The sequence below is a fragment of the Paenibacillus sp. JT31N17 genome (assembly GCF_056269255.1).
Genome location: NZ_JBWDNP010000002.1, coordinates 748,810 through 768,217 on the forward strand (window position 1 = coordinate 748,810; position 19,408 = coordinate 768,217).

Below are 19,408 nucleotides of genomic sequence, written 5' to 3' on the forward strand. Positions count from 1 at the left end.
CTCGAGGCGAAATAGTTTCAATAAAAAAAATTTGAGTTTGTCTGAAGAGGAACTAATGATAACTTTGCAAAAAATAGCGCAGGGTTTAAGAAACCTAAAACTATAAAACGTAAAATGGGAGGAAATAGGCGCTTGAGGACGGATATAAGCAATTGGAAGCCAATAACTGTGTCGGAAATAAATAAAGTGTTTTCTGACATGCCTCTTTTTTGGTGTGTCGCTGGGGGTTGGGCTTTAGATTTGCATCTATGCAAGCAAACAAGGGAACATGGCGATATAGATGTTATTATCACTCGAGATGAGCAATTAACCGCCTATCAGTATTTAATACGTGATTGGAAGTTATACAAGGCGGAGAATGGTAAGCTTGATCTTTGGGAAGATGGAGAGTATTTGAACTCGACAAACGACATATGGGTTAGTAAGAGCAGCGAGTCGCCTTGGGCTTTTCAAATAATGATAATTGATGCCGAAGAAGATTCTTGGATTTATAAGAGGGATAAATCAGTTAGAAGACCACTTGATGAAATTTTTTTGAGAACTGTTGAAGGCATACCTTATTTGAGACCTGAAATCCAACTTCTCCATAAAGCAGGTGGTTCGCAAGTACGCGAAAAGGATTATAGTGATTTTCAAACAATGCTTCCGTCACTTCTACCACAAGAAAAAGCATGGCTGAAAACTTCTTTAAACCGGCAATTTCCAGAAGGTCATGCCTGGGTCAGTTTTCTTTAAATTAAAGTGCAAGCAGCTCGCTTCTATACGTTGCCGAACTTAACGGGAAGATAGTTGGATTCGCCAATTTTTCATTTGTAAGAGAAGATGGGAAAGTAGAATTAGGGGCTATTTATCTTTATCCGGAACATCAAGGAACAGGGATAGGTTCAGCACTGCTACAAGAAGGAATTAAAAATTCCCATGGAGCAAAAGAAGTCTACATTAATGTTAAAAGGGAAAAATGTAATTGGCAGAAGGTTCTACGAAGCAAAGAAATTTGAGATTGTCGAAGAGTTTGATGACGACTTTGACGGGCATATTCTAAAGAGTAGTTCGAATTGTATTAAAGCTATAAGGCAAGTCCTCATGACTTGCTTTTTTTTGCTGCTTTAATGTGCTAACGGTTGTAAAGTTTGCCCGTTTGCAACGTCTAGCATAAGTTTCTTACTCCTACTACTCGTGGCTGAATAATGCAAAAGGATGGCTAGGATCTCTAAATACATGCGATAATTATTGTTTTTATAATAAGAAGGGAGTTGAAGATTGTTGCTGAAAGGCATAAATACCAGCTGGAGGAAAGATATTGATGAAAATAAAAGCCGCATTAACCGTAGAACAGGGCAGCGCATTCGAACTAAACGAGTGAGCTGGCAGAAACCAAAAGCGACCGAGGTTCTTGGTATCCAAACAGCTGAGGCAATCCGCGTGAACGGTACGGCTGCATTTCTTGTCCGAACGGAAGTTTGAAAGGTTCTTTTGTTTCCCCGTTTGTTTAGGAAATCAAGGTAGTCAAAGTGCTCATCATATACGACGATGGACTGTTTTCAAAATAACTCACCCAACATGAGATGGTCAAATGCTCTGGACATGGATACCATTCAATTACAGGTATATTAAGCGTTGGAGCAAAGAGTCGAGTGGAGTATAGGATTAATTTTAACAATTAGAGTGATATAAGATGCTATCCGTTATTATTTTTGTCAATGAAATGAATCTAGGAAGACATTTGAGTAAAAAAAGTGAATCAAGAATTCTGAAGGGAATGGTAAGGATGTCACAGAAAAAGGTCTGGTTCGTTACGGGATCTTCCAAAGGATTCGGATTAACTTTAGTTAAGACACTGATGGATAGGGGGTATATTGTAGCAGCCACTTCAAGAGTGGTTAAAGATCTTGAGCTGTCCGTTGGTCTGCACGACAACTTTTTTCCGCTTCAAATGGATATAACAAATGATTCAGATGTCAAAACCGCGATTGATGCCACAATTAAGCGGTTTGGCCGATTGGATGTAGTTGTTAATAATGCAGGATACTGCCAGGTTGGACCAATAGAGGAAGTTCCAGATCATCTTATTCGGCAAAACTTTGAAGTCAATGTATTTGGAACGTTTAATGTAATAAGACATGCGCTTCCCCAGCTGCGGAAACAAAGGTCAGGTCATATTTTTAATATATCCTCGATAGCCGGATATCAAGGGATGGCTGCCACCGGCGTATATAGCGCTACAAAGTTTGCCGTAGATGGAATGAGTGAATCTTTGGCGCAGGAAGTAGCGCCTTTAGGAATCTTTGTCACATCGGTTAAGCCTGGCTTCTTCCGCACCAGCTTTTTCTCTGAAGGATCGATTCGTGCTGGAGGCAATCCTATCGCCGATTATGAGACAATAAGAAAGAACCAGGAATCCGGCATCCGGAGTTATGATAAGAATCAACCTGGCGACCCGAATAAAGGAATGGATGTTTTGATTCGAGTTTCCGAGTCCGAGTATCCTCCGGTTCATCTTTTTCTGGGAGCGGATGCGTATGGAGTGGCGGATCAGAAAGTTGCCAATGTAAAACAAGAAATGCAATCCTGGAAATACTTGGCGACCAAAACTGATTTTTGAAAAACGTCTATGAAAACATCGAGGAGAATCATAATGAAAACGATTTTAATCACCGGCGCTTCATCGGGAATCGGGAGAGCAGGAATATACCGCAGAAGTCATTTACGAGGCGGCAACCGACAAGTCCAGTCGGTTGCGCTATCTGGCCGTTTCTGGAACCGAGCTTGGAAATCGTTAAGAAAAAGCAGGAAACCGATGATGACGAATTTCTCAGAGGGATAGCCCAGAAGTTTTTCATCCGTCTGGACTGACACAATACCGTCGCTATATTTCCAACTATCAAGTTAAATAACAGACGCCATCTAGGAATGTTTCAACAAGAATTTCCTCTGGGAGAGTTATTGGATAGATTTATAATTGAGAGATCGCCTGTTGAGTTGACCACGTAGCACTGCTGAATGCCTGAAAATTTGTAATTGCTGCTTGAAAATCCTTCTCGCTTATAGCTGCAGTGGCATCATATACAACAGCGGTTTGGAATCCATTTTCAATTAAGTCTCTCATATGCGATTCTACACAAATGTTTGATAGGACACCTGCCAAAATGACCTTTTCTTTTCTATGCTGACGCAACTGGTAAACGAGATCATTGTTCTGCGGACTGGCAACCTTATGGGCGGTAGCAACGATTGTTTGGTTTGCCAAAATGTATGGCTTAAGTGATGGAACCCAGTCAGCTCCCACAGAGATGTGGTCATGATTTTTTTGAAAGACCCGAAGCTTTAATAACATGTCTTGCTCAGCTCCAGTAAATTGCCAACCATAATCATGCGGATATATATAATGAGGGGATACAAAAAGCTGATATCCTTTACTCATGGCGGTGCTTATTAGAATCTCAAGGTTTCCTAATGTGTTGTAATGCTCAATAATATTTTTAGTTAAATAGTAACCTTTCCCTCCAGGTGAAAGAAAGTCATTTTGTGGGTCCGTTATGACAATTGCTGTATTAGCAGGATGAGATTTAAACATTGTTCTCCTCCAATTCACAATTCACAATATCTATCTTTTATGAATATATATTAATGGAGTCTTGGACATATTCTATTTTTTGATGGCGCATAATTAATACTATGTAACCTAATGAATCAGCCTAAACCCCTTGAGAAGTCTAGGGGTTCTTTGGAATGTGCCACAAGCAATCTTCTTTTATTAATTAGAGGATTCAGGGCGGACAATTCGGCGAGATGAGAACGATGATTTTTTCGATTAGCGTAAATCCAAAGCGCCAGTCGCGGATTTTTGCACGGTTTTGATATCTTGATGAGGCGGGAGGCCGAATAACCGCCGGTATTCACGGTTGAATTGCGATGGGCTTTCATAGCCGACCTCCAATGCGGCAGTCGTGACATCCATCGAGCCGCTTAACATCAGGCGCCTTGCTTCCTGAAGGCAGAGCTGCTTCTGATATTGCAACGGGCCCATCGTCGTGATGGCCTTGAACTTATGCTGCAGTCCCGAAACGCTCATGTTGGTATAACTACCCCAGCATCTGTTTAGCACGAAACGACTGTCTCAACTTCAATTTAGAAGGACCGCAATACATATTTGAATGGAAAAAATGGAAGCCTATTCCTATCATCGCTTATTCAGAGAGGAGAAAATCAATTGCGTCCCATCACCACGCTTCAGGTAGCAGCAATTGTAGTTAGTTCTACAATCGGAGGCGGCGTTCTCGCAGTTCCCCTTCTTGCCGTTCGCGCAGCAGATACCGGTGCTCCGCTTGTCACGCTGCTCGGAACACTGGTCGGATTATTCGGCCTGATCATTGTTACGATGCTCGGCATCCGTTTTCCTGACCAGTCGATTATTCAATACAGCGAGGATATTATCGGAAGAGGCATCTCATTCGTGGCCAGCCTGAGTATTGTCATTTTCTTCAGTATATTGGCAGCTGCGATTTCCAGGGAATTCGGGGAAGTGGTTATCACCTCCATATTAAAGAGGACCCCATTGGAAGTGACTGTTCTTGCGATGCTGCTGCTTGCAGCCGTATTCGCCCGAACGGATATTGTGACGTTCGCCAGCATCCATCTTTTTTACCTGCCGTTCATTATGGTGCCCGGCCTTACTATCGTATCGTTATCACTTAAGAACTCCCGCGTCCTGAATTTGCTGCCTGTATGGGGTAATGAGCATCACGACCTGTTTTTATGGGTATTTACGATTGCCGCCTTGTTTCAAGGCTCCTTCATTATTACGATGGTCATCCCGTTCATGAAATCGCCAACAAAGGCTTATCTCTCCATGATTTGGGGCTGGGCTATACCCAGTGTGTTATATGTACTCATAGTCATTTCCTCCGTAGCCGTATTCGGTCCGGAAGAAATCAAATTATTGATGTGGCCTACATTGGAGTTGGCCAAAACAACGGCACTGCCCGCCAATATATTGGAACGGCTGGACGCGGCGTTTCTTGCGGTCTGGGTGACTAACGTGTTCACGACGATGCTGTCGACATTCTACCTTACGGTCAAATCCATAACCCAGATGTTTCATTTGAAGGAGCATAAAATATTTGCTTTTTTCATGCTGCCTTTTATCTTTCTGATTGCCATGCTTCCGCAAAGCGTGCTTGAATTATATGAGTTTGCAGAATATGCCGGAAAATTGGGGTTGTATGTTACCATCTGCTATCCCATCTTGCTGCTGCTCATTGCGGTTATTCGTAAAAAACGCGGAAAACCTGTCGCTGTCAAGGACAGCGGCAGCTAATTCAGTCAACTTTCATCCCATTCCAACCTGGATATAATGCGCGTCTCCTCCCCCGGCATGAGAGGGGGGAAAGGAAATCCAGGGAATCTGAATGTCAAAAGCCCGGAATCTGTACAGGCGATGCCGCACAGCTGTCAGCATAAGCATACGGTTCAATGGCGCCAGCTCAAGCTCAACCCCGGCTTGGGTTTTTTTGTACAAACCGGTCAGTTCGTATTGACATAAAAAAATGGGGATTATAAAATAAGGATTGGCACTCAATGGATTAGAGTGCTAATCGCAATCCGGTAACTATTTGAGCAGGATGAAAATCTTTTTATAATTGGAGGAGAGATAAGGATGGCAGTAAAAGAGTTTAAAGCGGAATCCAAGCGGCTTCTGGATATGATGATCAACTCCATTTACACGCAGAAAGAGATCTTCTTGAGAGAATTGATTTCCAATGCCAGCGATGCAATCGACAAAATCTATTATAAAGCGCTAACGGATGACAATTTGGCTTTTGACAAGGACGGCTACTTTGTTAAAGTTACAGCCGATAAAGCAAACCGTACACTGACCATTACAGATACCGGTATTGGGATGACCCAGGAGGATTTGGAAAACAACCTCGGCGTCATTGCCAAAAGCGGTTCTTTGGCGTTCAAAAAAGAAAATGAGTCCAAAGACGGCCATGATATCATCGGTCAGTTCGGCGTCGGATTTTATTCCGCGTTTATGGTTGCTGACGTCGTGACGGTTATCAGCAAGCCTTTGGGAGGCGAAGGAGCCTTCAAGTGGGAATCCCACGGAGCGGAAGGATATACGATTGAGCCTTTCGAGAAGGATACGGTGGGCACAGAGGTTATCCTGAAGATCAAGGAAAACACGGAAGACGAGAGCTATGACGAGTACCTGGAGGAATATCGTTTAAAGGCGATTATCAAGAAGTACTCCGATTTCATCCGTTATCCGATCAAGATGGAGATTTCCAGCCAAAGGGTAAAGGAAGGCACCGAGAACGAATTCGAGGCTTACCAGGAAGAGCAAACGGTCAACAGCATGGTCCCCATCTGGAGAAAAAACAAAAGCGAGCTGACTCCTGAGGATTACGAGAAGTTTTATATGGAGAAGCATTACGGCTTCGACAAGCCGCTCAAGCATATCCATATCAGCGTGGACGGCGCGGTGAGATATCAGGCGATCTTGTTCATTCCTGAGAACATTCCTTTTGATTACTATTCCAAGGAATTTGAGAAAGGCCTGGAGCTGTACGCCAACGGCGTGCTCATCATGAACAAATGCGCCGATCTGCTCCCTGACTTCTTCAGCTTTGTCAAAGGGATGGTGGATTCGGAGGATTTATCGCTTAATATTTCCAGGGAAATGCTGCAGCATGACCGCCAGCTGAAGCTGATCGCCAAGAACATCCAAAGCAAAATCAAGAGCCAGCTGCAAAGCCTCCTGAAGGATGAGAGAGAGCAGTACGAGCAGTTCTACAAGTCGTTTGGCAGACAGCTGAAATTTGGGGTTTATAATGAATACGGCCGCCACAAGGATGTGCTGCAGGATCTGCTGATGTTCTATTCCTCCAAAGAGCGGAAGCTTGTGACGCTGGATGAATATATCGCCAGAATGCCGGAAGACCAGAAATTCATTTATTACGCCTCCGGCGAAACAAATGAACGGATCGACAAGCTTCCACAGACCGAGCTGGTAGCGGACAAAGGCTATGAAATCCTGTACTTCACCGATGATATCGATGAGTTCGCGATCAAAATGATCATGTCCTATAAAGAGAAGGAATTCAAATCCGTATCCAGCGGCGACCTCGGCATTGAGGAGGACAAGGATCAGGATCAGTCGGATTCCGATGAGAACGACAATAAAGAGCTGTTCGAGTCGATGAAAGAAATCCTCGCGGACAAAGTAAGCAGCGTCAAAGCATCGAAGAGACTCCGCACTCATCCCGTATGCTTCTCGACGGACGGGGAAGTCACCATCGAGATGGAGAAGATCCTGAAGGCGATGCCAAACAATCAGGATGTAAAAGCGGACAAGGTGCTGGAAATCAACACGCATCATGCGGTGTTCCAATCCCTCAAGGACGCTTACGGCAAGGACAAGGAAAAGCTGCAGCTGTATACGGCTCTGCTCTACAATCAAGCCCTTCTGATCGAAGGTTTGCCGCTTCAGGATCCTGTGGAGTTCACGAACGATATCTGCAAAATCATGGTCTAAGCAATGGCGGTTTAACAGGCAATAGGAGTACAGGAAGAGGCGGGCCGAAACAGGCCTGCCTCTTTTTCTGCTGAGTTTTGTCGTATTTTATTTTGGGTTGACTTCCCTCCGGGCATCTTATATCTTATATATAACAGATGGTTTTTTCCATTATTTGAAGAAGGCGTGATTGCTGTGGAACTTCCCAAAATACAAACCTCCAACTTATTCGATCAGGTATACGGTACGATGAAGCAGATGATTATCCGCCGCAGCTTCCGTACCAATGAGAAAATATCCATCCCTGTCCTTGCAAAAAATTTGGGCATCAGCATTACTCCGATCCGCGAAGCGCTGAATCGATTGGAAGCCGAGGGATTGGTCAAGACGGTACCCAAGGTGGGGACCTTTGTCGTGGGGATCGATAAGAGCTATGTGGAGCAGGTGATTGAATTCAGGCTGATGATCGATTTCTGGGTGCTTGATCAATACCGCACGTTCTCCGGGGAACGCTTCGACGAGATTGCTGCCAAGCTCGATCAGCTCACCCAATTCGCGGTCGAGGAGGTAGACCCGGCGGTAACGCCTATCGAGCAGTATGGTAATTTCGATATGATTTTTCATACGGAATTTATTAACGCCTGCGGCAATATTCAGATTCTGGAAACCTATCAGAACCTGATGAATTTCCGGATATTGACGGTCAGCGACCCCACACCCGAGCAGTACAATCTATCCATGACGCAGCACCGGGAAATCGTAAAGCAGCTGCTGCAGCAGGACTGGCAGGGAACCCGCAATGCGATCCGGCAGCATCTGAATTATTCCAGGCAAAATCTGACCGACTGGATCGACAGCAATGGAGGGGAGGTATAAACCAAACCTTTCTTCAGTATTGTAAACGGTTACATTATCCGTATCCAAGAGCCTCTACTATTCCTTTCCGGCATTATCAATCCTCAATTGTCAAAACTATTCCAGCCTATTTCCGCTTGCTGCCTCTCCCAATACTCATTTTATATAGCAGCATCACAATCTATTATCCATTTATTGTATAAAGGAGGTGATTTTTATTCGATAAACCTATAATAGATAGCTGAACTACAGGCTGCTGCTTCGAAAAGGGGTTTGAATGCGTTCTGCGTTCCTAATCTATTTCTACGGAGGGTTATGCATGAAAAAGATCAGCTCCATGCTCGTAGTTACGCTCCTTGCTTTAACCGCAATTTTATCTGCGTGCAGCAATTCGTCCGCGCCGATTGTACCTGCCAATAATGAGCCGGCGACCCAAGAGAATAATGGTGCAAATACACCGGCGGAACCGGCAGCCGGGCAGGAGCCTGCGGCAGCTGAACCTGAACATAAACAATACAGCGGGGAAATCGTCATTTCCCTGAACGGGAATTCCGATGATGTCGGGGATGCCAAAGCGTTCGAGGCTCTCGCAGCGGCTTACAAGAAGGTGCAGCCTAATGTGAAGCTGGTATGGGAGCCCAAAGGCAGCTCAGCCGGCGATTATCCGACCGTCCTCGGAACGATGCTGGCTGTAGGCAGCCCGCGTCCTGACCTGGTGGCAGGCAACTATGTACCGACCTATGACAAGTATTTGAATTTCGATAAGTACCGCTATCAGGTCAACCCGTATACCGGCAACAAGTGGGACGATGATCTGGACTTTAACTTCTTCGTGGCGAAGAATGCCAAGGGAGACCGGATCATGCTTCCGACGCAATCGGTCCATATTATGTGGTTCTACAACAAGGACATCTTCGACAAGTTGAACCTGCAGCCGCCGACCAACTGGGATGAGCTTGCGGCGGTATCCGAGAAGATCAACGCGGCAGGCATCATTCCGATTGCTTCCAACTTCGTATGGAAGGTGCCGCAGTGGGTGATCGAGATTTATCTGGATCAATTCACCCGCAATTGGCATGATATCGTCCGGGCGCATGAGGGAGATTACAACTACGACGACGAGCTGGACGGCAATTTCAAAGCGGATCCGAACGATCCTTACATTGATCTGAAATATAATTTCAATCAGGCCAGGATGTATAAAGCGATCAAGGACGGTCAAATCCGTTTCGACACACCGGAAATGACCCAGATGGTCACCAACATGGCGAAGGTGTTCCCAAAATATGCGCAGAAGGATTTCTTCGTCAGCACCGACGATTATCCGCTGTTCCTGCAGCAGAAAGCGGCCATGATTATTGACGGCACCTGGAGCCTGCCGACAGTGAAGCAGGATATGGCCAACCTCAACGACCCGGCACGGCTGAAGGAGCTGAAAATTACAGATACCAGCTCGCTCAAGCCCTTCAATTGGGGGACATTCGAGAATCCGCCGATGACTGGAGATCTCGTGCAGGGTCCCGTACGGAGCGTCGAATCCGCAACAGGCGAATATGTGAGCATTATCGAGAAGAATCAGGCTCAAACGGATATGGTGCTGGATTTCGTCATGTTCTGGCTCTCCCAGCCCGGCTATCAGGCATGGGTCGATGGCATGGTCGCAGCCGACGAGTTCAATCCCGGCGGTCCGGTTATGGTCAAGAATGTGAAGGTCCCGGCGGAGATCGAGGAGATGTTCAAAGGGGTCAAAATGCTCGGAAACGCGGAGATTCCCCTCAACAATCCGTTATCCACACGCGTGCCTGACCTGGATAAGGCCCACTTTAATTTGTATAAAGAGGCGCTGGAGGGCAAAATCACGCCTGAGGAATTCGGCAAGAAGCTTCAGGAGTCATGGACCAAAAACTTTGACGCGATCATCAAGAACGCAGGGCTGACCGCCGAAGACATCGAGCATCCGGAGCGGGCGCCGGGGCAGTAGCCGCCCGGGGCAGGAGGGTATTATGCCGAACATAACACGGGAGAAAGGCGCACCGTTATTCGCCGGAAGAGGACTGCTGGCTGCCATTGGAGCGCTTATCCTGCTCATCCTTGTGAATTTGCTGTATGTTCTCGTTTTTGCCTCTTCCGGCGAGCCTTACAAGACAGGCAGCCCGATCAGCGGAGGGAATGTGATGAAAGCGGCCGGGATTGACGCCCGGACGACGGCTGCAATCACCAGCGACAGCCGGTTAATCCTGCTTGACGGTCAGCAGCAGGTACTCAGTGAGAAGAAGCTTGAAGGAACGGCCTCGGCGCTTGCCTTGTCAGCCGACAAGAGCAAGATCTATATCGGCACCAGCGACAGAAAGGTATATGTGTTTGATTTGACGCTGAACGAGATTGCCGGCTTCGACGTGAACGGCAGAGTCATCGGACTTGATTCGGCGGTAAACGGTGAAATGGCCATTGCTTACGGAATTGGACAGTATACGGACCGGTTCTGGGTCGGTCTGTTCGACGAGTCCGGAGCGGACCGGTACAAGACGAAGATCGGATTTGACGTTAACGCCGTCGCAGCCGGAGAGCAAGGCGTATATTTCGGCACTGCGGATTCCAAGGTCGGCTATTTATCCCCTGAGGGCGAGGAGCTATGGAGAACGAATCTGATCCAGCCGATTACCCGGCTCAGTCTGAACGGAAAGCAGGAGCTGCTGGCTGGAGACGAGAGAGGCAATGTTTCGCTGGTCTCGGCCCAAGGGAAGGTCCTGTGGATCAATCATCTCTCCGCATACCCGATTACAATGGTCGCAGCGGTGGACGAAGCGGGACATATTCTGGCAGGAGATAAGGACGGGAAGCTGTTTGTGCTGAATGCGGAAGGCTACGCCCTTTATAACGCAGGCGTTTCAGCCGGTTCAATCAACAGTCTGATTGGCACGACAGGCGATGAAATTCTGCTGCTGACCGATCAGGGCAAGCCGGTAACGGTTTCCCTCAGCAGCGCTCTGGATGCAAAGAGGCAGTTCTATATTCAAACCGCTCTGATCGTCGTCGATGCTGCGCTTGCTATAACAGCCTTCTGCCTATTTGTATGGTCTGTTGCAAGCTGGCGTGCCGCCGTCATCCGCTTCGGCAGGAAGCTCAGGCGTTCCAGATCCGCCTATATGCTGCTGCTGCCATCCATCATTCTCATTCTTATCTTTAATATCGCGCCGACGCTGATGGCAGTGTTCTATTCCTTTACCAACTTCAGCTTGAAGGAGCCGCTCAAGGTGATCGGTCTGAGTAATTTCGTTGCAATGTGGTCCGATGAATTTTTCTGGATCGGGATATGGAACATGTTCCTGATCCTGATTACTTCGATTATCAAAGAGGTTACGATGCCGCTGCTCGTTGCGGAGCTGATCTTCTGGCTCCGCAGCAGCCGGATGAAGTACTGGTTCCGCACCGCTTATGTCGTTCCAAGCATCGTACCCGGCGTTGTCGGCATTTTGCTGTGGAAGATGATGTATGAGCCCGAAGTCGGCATGATCAATCAGTTTCTGGGCGTGATCGGACTTGACGGCTGGAAGCATGCCTGGCTTGGAGAGGAGAACCTCGCTCTCTGGAGTATTATTATGGCGGGATTTCCATTCGTGAGCATCTTTGCTTTTCTGATTTATTTCGGCGGTCTGATCGGGATCAGCAGAGATATCTACGATTCCTCCTCCATCGACGGAATAGGCTCATGGGGACGCTTCTGGAAAATTGATCTGCCGATGATCCGGCCGCAGATCAGGCTGATTCTGTTCTTCACCTTCATAGGCAGCATCCAGGGCTTCGCCAATATCTATCTGTTCACCCGGGGAGGACCGGGAACGGCTACCTATGTGCCGGGCCTGCAGATGTACAACCAGATCTCGAACGCCAATTTCGGTTACGCTTCGGCCATCGGTTTTGTTCTGGCTGTCTTCGTCTTGGCCGGCTCGATACTGAACCTGCGGTTTTCCAAACAGGAAGGAGTCTAAAGAGGATGCCGAGGAAAATAAACGCAAAAGCGATCATCAGCTATTCCTTGCTGGCTGTTATCCTGATTCTTTCTTTTGTTCCCATTATTATGATGGTCTCTATGTCGCTGCGCGACAGCCTGCTCATATACGGAGATTTCTGGGGCTTGCCCTGGCCGCCGAAAATCAGCAATTATTCGTTCGCGCTGTTTGATCTGCTGGCTCCTGTCCTGCGGACCATGTATTTATGCGTCATCTCCATCCTTGGCATCATGCTGTTCGCGACGCTTAGCGGCTACGCCTTTGCCCGGCTCAGCTTCGTTGGCCGGAATATGATGTTCTGGGTCATCGTCATGCTGATGACGGTCCCCGGAGTACTGCTGCTGACGCCGAACTTCGTGCTTGCCGACTGGCTGCATCTGAAGAACAGCCTGGAGGGGCTGGCTGTGTTCTACATTGGCGGCGGCCAGCTGTTTGCGATTTTTCTGCTGCGCACCTTCTTCACCTCCCAGCCCGAGGAAATGTTCGAAGCGGCCCGGGTGGAAGGCGCCAGCGAATTCCGTTGCGTGTGGTCGATCGCGCTGCCCCTGGCGCGTCCGATTCTGATCACGATCGCCATCATGAATTTTCTATCGATTTACAACGATCTGATCTGGCCCATGCTGATGATCAGCACGCCGAACCTGCAGACGATTTCCATGGCACTGGCCAGTTACGCGCCGGATGCCGGGAACTCGGTAGGCAAAATATCCCGGCCGGATCTCGGCATTATTACATCGGGCTATGTATTCGCCTCCGTGCCGCTGCTCCTGATGTTTACGCTTGGCATGCGCTATTTTATCGAAGGACTTACTTCGGGCTCTATTAAAGCCTAGAAGGGCAAGCAGATAAGCAGGCTGCAGCGAATCGGCAGGGTTAACCGGGTTTATGCAAGGGAAAGGCAAACACGCTTGTAACAATTGCGATTATCGGAAGACGTTTCCGCATGCCATTTTTTAATGACTTAGCGCTTAAAGATCATTGAAAATACAGAAGGAGAGAGAGCATGAGCATAAACGAGCTGTATATTTCCACTTCCGGCAATGACGCCTGGTCAGGCAGACAGCCGGACCCCGGCCCTGACGGGAAAGACGGCCCCTTTGCCACAATCGCCGGAGCGCGGGATGCCATCCGCCGGCTGAAGAACTCGGCGATGCTGTCAGGACCGGTTACTGTATGGCTTCGGGGCGGCGTTTACGAACAGACGGAGCCGGTCGTATTTGCACCCGAGGACTCGGGACCGGTCACGTACGCCGCCTATCCGGGCGAGCAGCCTGTGGTGGATGGGGGCTGGCGGATTACGGGCTGGCGGGAAGAGACAGTGGGCGATATACCGATGTGGATAGCCGATGTTCCGGGAGCCGCCGGAGACAAGCGGTATTTCCGCCAGCTGTTCGTGAGCGGAGAGCGCAGGCCAAGGACCCGTCTGCCCAGGCAGGGCTTTTATTGGATGAAGGATGTGCCGGGCACAGGCTTCCACAGCGGAAGTATGACGAGCGATCTGTTCGCCGGTACGGATACGTTCGTTTGTTCACCAGGCGATATCGACGGCTCCTGGCGCAATATGAACGATGTGGAGGTCGTCGCCGTCCATTACTGGATCGAAGAAAGAATGCCGGTGGAATCCTTCGATAAACTCACGGGTGAGGTGAAGTCCAGCCGGAGGAGCATGTTCGTGCTCAAAGACGATGTGGCGAAGCGGTACGCCAAATATTATGTGGAGAATGTATTCGAGGCTCTGACCGAGCCCGGGCAGTGGTATCTTGACCGCTCGGCCGGCAAAGTCTATTACATCCCGCGCCCGGGCGAAACGCTGGAGGAAACAGAATTCGTCGCCTGTTCCGCGCAGCAGCTGCTGAAGCTGGAAGGCAGGCCGGACGAGGAGAAGTATGTGGAATACTTGTCCTTCAAAGGACTTGCCTTTGCCCATACGGATTGGGCACAGCCCAAAGGCGGGGGAGAGCGGTTCGAGCGTCCGGGAATCGATTTTGCAGCGGCACCGCAGGCGGCATTCCATATTCCCGGCGTGATCTATATGCGCGGAGCCCGCTATTGCGCAATCGAGGATTGCCGGATTGAGCGAATCGGCTGGTACGGCGTCGAACTGTCCGAGGGCTGCCAGTCCAACCGTATTGTCGGCAATACAATCGCCGATATGGGAGCAGGGGGGATCAAGCTGGACGGCGCGGATGCGGATGGCCCTGTGCTGAGGCGTACGGGAAACAACCGGATTACGGATAATCATATTCACGGCGGCGGGCGTATCTTTCACAGCGCCTGCGGCATTCTCTCGGTGCATTCGTTTGGCAGCAGTTTCTCGCATAATCATATTCACGATCTGTATTACACGGGAATTTCCTGCGGCTGGGTGTGGGGATATGCGGAGAATGTATCGAAGGACAACCGGATCGAGAAGAACCATATTCATGATATCGGCCACGGTCTGCTCAGCGATATGGGCGGCATCTACACGCTTGGCGTCCAGCCGGGCACGGTCATCCGCGGCAATCTTGTTCATGATATCGAAAAATGCAACTATGGCGGCTGGGCGATTTATCCGGATGAGGGCAGCTCGCATATCATCATTGAGAATAACGTATGCTTCCGGACGACCAGTCAGGTCTTTCATCAGCATTACGGGCGGGAGAATATCGTGCGCAACAATATTTTTGCCTTCGGACGTGAAGGCCAGGCGTCTCTGAGCAGGGCGGAGGGTCATAATTCCTTAACATTCGAGAAGAATCTGGTCATTGCCGACGGGCAGCCATTCTTCGTTGCGGGATATGCCGGCCATTTCGACAAAAAGGGCTTTTACAGCGATCTGAATCTGTTCTGGGACGTCTCCGGCGGCGAGCCGCTATCCGGCAATCAAAGATTCGATGAGCAGGCGAATTTCTCGCTGGACGACACCCGGTCCATCGAGGATATGAGGCAGCTGGGTTATGACCTTCATTCCATCTATGCTGATCCGCGCCTTGTGGATGCGGCAGGGGGAGATTTTACGCTCAAGGAGGATTCGCCGGCATTCTCACTTGGGTTCAAGCCGATTGATCTGTCCGATGTCGGCCCCCGCTCCGCTGCTGACAGGCAATAACGTAAAACTACCGGTTTCGGGAGATGAAGAAATGAGCGTTCAGGGTAAAGCCGCGATTATTACAGGCTCAACGAGCGGGATCGGTCAGGCGGCGGCCGAAGCATTGGCGAGTCACGGCGCGAAGGTGCTGGTATGCGGCCGGGATCAGGCGAGAGGGGAAGAGATCGCCAGAAGCATTACGGAGAGCGGGGGCGAAGCCCATTTTGTAAAAGCCGATCTGGCAGACCGCGATGCGCCGGCACGGCTCGTCCATGAGGCGGCAGGCCGATGGGGCACCATTGATATTGTCGTCAACAATGCCGCTCTCGTCTGCAATAAACCGGTTGAAGAGATCATCCATGAGGATTGGGACAGATTGCTTAACGTCAATTTGAAGGCCCCTTTCTTCCTCATACAGGCAGCGCTTCCGTGGTTGAGGGAAAGCCGGGGCAGCGTCATCAATATCAGCTCCATCAACGGTATCCGCAATGACAGCAATAACCTGGTCTATGACACGATAAAAGCAGGATTGAACCATATGACGCAGGGGCTGGCGCTTGATCTGCGGACAGCGGGCATCCGCTTCAATGCGCTTATGCCCGGGGGAGTTGCGACCCCGCTGCTCAATCAGTGGTTCCGGCAGTTTACGGTCAATCCCGAAGAGGCGGATCGGCTGGCGGAAGCCGCCAAGCTCGGGCCGCATGTAGGGACGCCCCGGCAAATTGCCGATGCCGTGCTGTATCTGGCAGGCAGCCGGTCATCGTGGGTGAACGGAGCGGTCATTCCGATCGATGGCGGATATCATCTGTAATCTGACGTTCACATTTTATGAATAAGAGGTGCGATAACGATGACAGTCAAACGACAGCAGGTTTTGTTTCTGTGTCTGACCAACCCGGAGCTGAGCTCCAAGACGGTGGCGTGGGCGCTTTACGACGGCGCATCGGCTGAGGGGGACAGCCGGATGGAAACGGGTGATTCCGCGATTCCTCCCTATGACTCGGTGCTGGATGCCATGAGGGACGGATGGAAGGTCATCCAGGCTCCCCAGCTGCCGTATTTCATGCATGGCCATGAGAACGAAACGGGCCATCTGCCCTGGGAATATTTGCTGGAGAGGGAGGTTGTGATCAATGGTCAGCAAGGCGAATGAGCATTTGCTTGATGCACGGCAGATGGCCCGCTTTTGCAGTGACGGGCTGCTTGTATTGGAGGATCTGGTTCCGCAGGAGCTGAATGAGGCGGTTTATAGGGATGAATTGACAGTCGAACCGCAGGGCTACGAATTCTGGAACAGCTCGGAGGCGATCCGCAAGGTTTTTGAGCTGCCCCGGGTCAGAGGCGTTATTGAAAGTCTGGTGGGCCGAAATTATGTTTATGACCATTCTTTTCTGCATACCGTCAAGCCCAATAACAGCAAATCGCAGAACTGGCATGTGGATTCCGGCGTCATGAATCCGAATCCCCACAACTTTGACATCCAGGCCTTTTATTTCGCCCATGACACGCCGGTCGAAATGGGTCCGACGCTGGTGCTCCCCGGTTCCCAGCTGCGCCGGGCCAGCTATTGGAGCATTTCGCGCTACAAGAATATCGCAGGCCAGTGCCATCTGGCATCGAAGGCGGGTACGATCGCCTTCATGCACCAGGATATCTGGCACTGCGCGCAGCCCAACCAAACGGACAAAACCCGTTATGTGTTCAAAATCCGCCTGAATTCCGTGGAGCAGCAGCGCAATCTGTTCAATACCGATAGCTACGACGACCCTGAGGTAGTGGAAATTTTAAAAACCCGGCATCCCTGGTACGGTTCGGACTGGCAGAAGGAGTTCTATCAAAGACTGGATTTCTGGCGCTATCTGGTCGGCAATGATTATATTTTGAAAAAACGCTAGATGTATGTTTAAGAGATCCTTATATATTCCAACGGGGAGATGCAGGCGATGATAAAAATTGCGGCTGAGGAGAGTTGGGCTCCTCCGCATTGGGCGCTGATGGAGAGGCTGCTGCTTGATTCGCTGAATCAGGCGGCGGCCGAATTCGTAAACCGTTATACCCGCGCCGACGGCACGCTGATTTGGCGGCCGGATTGGCCCGGTATGGATGGCTCGGATGATCCTTATGAAGGCTTCATGTATCTGGCGCTGCTGTATGTGCTGGGAGGAAGCGACGAAACGCTGGAGCTGGCGCAGAAGCTGTGGGAAGGGATTACGTGGCAGTGGACGCAATACGGTCAAATCTCCCGCGAATTCGATGCCTATTACGATTGGATGCATCACGGGGAAGGTTATCTTTATTTATATTTTCTCGGCCTTGCAGACCCCGGCTATTTGAAGAACAGGCAAAGAGCGATGCGGTTTGCCGCTATGTACACCGGCGATGACCCGGACGCGCCCAATTACGACAAGGAAAAGCGGCTGATCCGCTCTCCCATTAACGGAAGCCGGGGGCCGCGTTTCGATTTGACGGAGGAGGATTGGAGCACGCACCGCGGCATACTGGATCACTACCCAGCCCCGTTCGAGGATTTGGCCGGCGTGGATTATGCTTCTGGCAGATGCGCCTGGTCGGATGATGCGGTCTATCGGGAAATTATCCGGATGATGAATGAGCGGATGGCCAGAGGGGATGTCCCGCTGAATCTGAACGCGACGGGAATGGTCGCGAACGCTTATTTGTATTCCGGGCAGCAGCAGCTTCGCGACTGGGTGCTGGAATATGTCGATGCCTGGAAGGAGAGAGCCGAGACCAACGGCGGCATTATGCCGGACAATGTCGGCTTGAGCGGCATAATCGGAGAATATATGGACGGCAAGTGGTGGGGCGGCTACTATGGCTGGCGTTGGCCGCATGGCTTCATAACCATTATCGAACCGCTGGTCAATGCGGCCTCTAATGCCGTTCTGCTGACAGGGGATATGGAACGGCTGGATGTGGCCCGGAACCAGCTGGACCGCAATTGGGCGCTTCGGAAGACCGTGAATGGCCGTTCATCGGTTCCGTATAAACATACCGACGCAGGATGGACGGATTACCGCCCCGCCGATCCTTTTATTCCCATCCATCTCTGGTTCATCTCTATGGCGGATGAGGATCTGGAGCGCATCCGGCGGATTGGACTGGATAAGAGCTCGCTTGAAATCACGATTCCCGGCGTATCGGGAACAAGTACCGAGACGAACAAGAGCACCAAGCATTACAACGGCAATACCATTCCATGGTTTCAATACATGCAGGGAAACAATCCGGGTTATCCCGAGCGGATACTGGAGGCCAACCATCGGCTGATTGGCAGCCAGCTGCATAAAATGCGTTCGTCAGAAGGCGACCCTGAAGAGTGGCGCTCGGACGGTTTCAATCTGGAAGATCTGTCCAGCATTCATAAATGGCAGGAGATGTGTCCGGTTTATTTTGAAGGACTGCTGCAGACTACGCTTGGCGCGCCCATGCATATTTCCCATGGCGGCCTGCAGCATGCCAGCGTCCGGTATTACGATGGCGTAAGGCAGCGGCCGGGACTGCCTGAGGATGTCGGAGCTCTTGTGGAATCCATATCCGCTGGCTCCCTGATGCTTCAGCTGGTGAATCTGAGCTTGTTTGAGCGCAAGGAAGTGATCGTGCAGGCAGGCGCGTTCGGCGAGCACCGGTTCGAGGAAGCCGTTATGTTCAACGGGCAGGGCGGGGAAATCAGGCGGATGGAAGTAGGGGATAAGTGGCTGAGCGTGGAGCTTGCTCCGGGTGCGGGAACCAGACTGGAGCTGTCGCTGGCGCGTTATGTCAACCGCCCGACCTACGATCCGGTGTGGCCGGATCCGAATAAGGTGGAGATTCTTACAGGGAGAAACCCATAGGCAGCTAAAAAATGGAGACCCCGTGCCGATTCCGGTGCAGGGTCTCTTCTGGTTGTGCGGAGGCTATCGACTTCAGTCCTGTGCATGGGGCACGGTTGCTTGGAGG

Annotated in this window: 16 protein-coding genes and 1 pseudogene; 15 read left to right on the forward strand and 2 right to left on the reverse strand. The window is 50.1% G+C overall.

The window, feature by feature from the left end:
• Positions 1–132 precede the first annotated feature (132 nt).
• The 4 genes from AC0YOB_RS10775 (at position 133) to AC0YOB_RS10790 (ending at position 2,602) form a co-directional block, all read left to right on the forward strand.
• Entirely contained in the window at positions 133–735 is a 603-nt protein-coding gene (locus AC0YOB_RS10775) for a nucleotidyltransferase domain-containing protein (RefSeq protein ID WP_475792839.1), read from the forward strand.
• A gap of 50 nt (positions 736–785) precedes the next feature.
• Positions 786–998 (forward strand): GNAT family N-acetyltransferase, encoded by a 213-nt coding sequence (locus AC0YOB_RS10780; RefSeq protein WP_475792996.1) that lies wholly within the window; start codon positions 786–788, stop codon positions 996–998.
• A 262-nt stretch (positions 999–1,260) separates the two neighbouring features.
• Complete coding sequence (locus tag AC0YOB_RS10785) at positions 1,261–1,464, forward strand: hypothetical protein (RefSeq protein ID WP_475792840.1); 204 nt, start codon at positions 1,261–1,263, stop codon at positions 1,462–1,464.
• A 211-nt stretch (positions 1,465–1,675) separates the two neighbouring features.
• On the forward strand, positions 1,676–2,602 hold the full coding sequence (locus AC0YOB_RS10790; protein WP_475792841.1) for an SDR family NAD(P)-dependent oxidoreductase: 927 nt from the start codon (positions 1,676–1,678) through the stop codon (positions 2,600–2,602).
• Between the two features lie 351 nt (positions 2,603–2,953).
• Here the strand turns inward: AC0YOB_RS10790 and AC0YOB_RS10795 are convergent, their stop codons facing one another.
• Positions 2,954–3,574: a cysteine hydrolase family protein gene (locus AC0YOB_RS10795; RefSeq protein WP_475792842.1), complete on the reverse strand. Its 621-nt coding sequence runs from the start codon at positions 3,572–3,574 to the stop codon at positions 2,954–2,956.
• A 237-nt stretch (positions 3,575–3,811) separates the two neighbouring features.
• A pseudogene (locus AC0YOB_RS10800) lies at positions 3,812–4,075 on the reverse strand (helix-turn-helix domain-containing protein); the annotation flags it as partial.
• A 135-nt stretch (positions 4,076–4,210) separates the two neighbouring features.
• Between AC0YOB_RS10800 and AC0YOB_RS10805 the strand changes: the two are divergent.
• The 11 genes from AC0YOB_RS10805 to AC0YOB_RS10855 all read left to right on the forward strand — a co-directional run bounded on the left by AC0YOB_RS10805 (position 4,211) and on the right by AC0YOB_RS10855 (position 19,302).
• Positions 4,211–5,317: a GerAB/ArcD/ProY family transporter gene (locus AC0YOB_RS10805; protein ID WP_475792843.1), complete on the forward strand. Its 1,107-nt coding sequence runs from the start codon at positions 4,211–4,213 to the stop codon at positions 5,315–5,317.
• Positions 5,318–5,656: 339 nt separating this feature from the next.
• Positions 5,657–7,537: a molecular chaperone HtpG gene (gene htpG / locus AC0YOB_RS10810; protein ID WP_475792844.1), complete on the forward strand. Its 1,881-nt coding sequence runs from the start codon at positions 5,657–5,659 to the stop codon at positions 7,535–7,537.
• A gap of 174 nt (positions 7,538–7,711) precedes the next feature.
• Complete coding sequence (locus AC0YOB_RS10815) at positions 7,712–8,392, forward strand: GntR family transcriptional regulator (RefSeq protein WP_475792845.1); 681 nt, start codon at positions 7,712–7,714, stop codon at positions 8,390–8,392.
• 298 nt (positions 8,393–8,690) lie between these two features.
• Positions 8,691–10,352 carry an ABC transporter substrate-binding protein gene (locus AC0YOB_RS10820; protein ID WP_475792846.1) on the forward strand — a complete coding sequence of 554 codons (1,662 nt, stop codon included), beginning with the start codon at positions 8,691–8,693 and terminating at the stop codon, positions 10,350–10,352.
• Between the two features lie 22 nt (positions 10,353–10,374).
• Complete coding sequence (locus AC0YOB_RS10825) at positions 10,375–12,360, forward strand: carbohydrate ABC transporter permease (protein WP_475792847.1); 1,986 nt, start codon at positions 10,375–10,377, stop codon at positions 12,358–12,360.
• Between the two features lie 5 nt (positions 12,361–12,365).
• On the forward strand, positions 12,366–13,214 hold the full coding sequence (locus tag AC0YOB_RS10830; protein WP_210037540.1) for a carbohydrate ABC transporter permease: 849 nt from the start codon (positions 12,366–12,368) through the stop codon (positions 13,212–13,214).
• A 170-nt stretch (positions 13,215–13,384) separates the two neighbouring features.
• Positions 13,385–15,472, forward strand: a complete 2,088-nt coding sequence (locus tag AC0YOB_RS10835; protein WP_475792848.1) for a right-handed parallel beta-helix repeat-containing protein — start codon at positions 13,385–13,387, stop codon at positions 15,470–15,472.
• Positions 15,473–15,503: 31 nt separating this feature from the next.
• Positions 15,504–16,262, forward strand: a complete 759-nt coding sequence (locus AC0YOB_RS10840) for an SDR family NAD(P)-dependent oxidoreductase (RefSeq protein WP_475792849.1) — start codon at positions 15,504–15,506, stop codon at positions 16,260–16,262.
• Positions 16,263–16,301: 39 nt separating this feature from the next.
• Positions 16,302–16,604 carry a hypothetical protein gene (locus AC0YOB_RS10845; RefSeq protein ID WP_475792850.1) on the forward strand — a complete coding sequence of 101 codons (303 nt, stop codon included), beginning with the start codon at positions 16,302–16,304 and terminating at the stop codon, positions 16,602–16,604.
• A complete protein-coding gene (locus AC0YOB_RS10850; RefSeq protein WP_475792851.1) occupies positions 16,585–17,346 on the forward strand; it encodes a phytanoyl-CoA dioxygenase family protein in 762 nt (253 codons plus the stop codon). Before AC0YOB_RS10845 ends, AC0YOB_RS10850 begins: the two co-directional genes overlap by 20 nt.
• Positions 17,347–17,394: 48 nt before the next feature.
• The gene (locus AC0YOB_RS10855) at positions 17,395–19,302 is read left to right on the forward strand and encodes a DUF8034 domain-containing protein (protein WP_475792852.1); all 1,908 of its coding nucleotides are present in this window, start codon (positions 17,395–17,397) and stop codon (positions 19,300–19,302) included.
• The last annotated feature ends 106 nt before the right edge of the window (positions 19,303–19,408 follow it).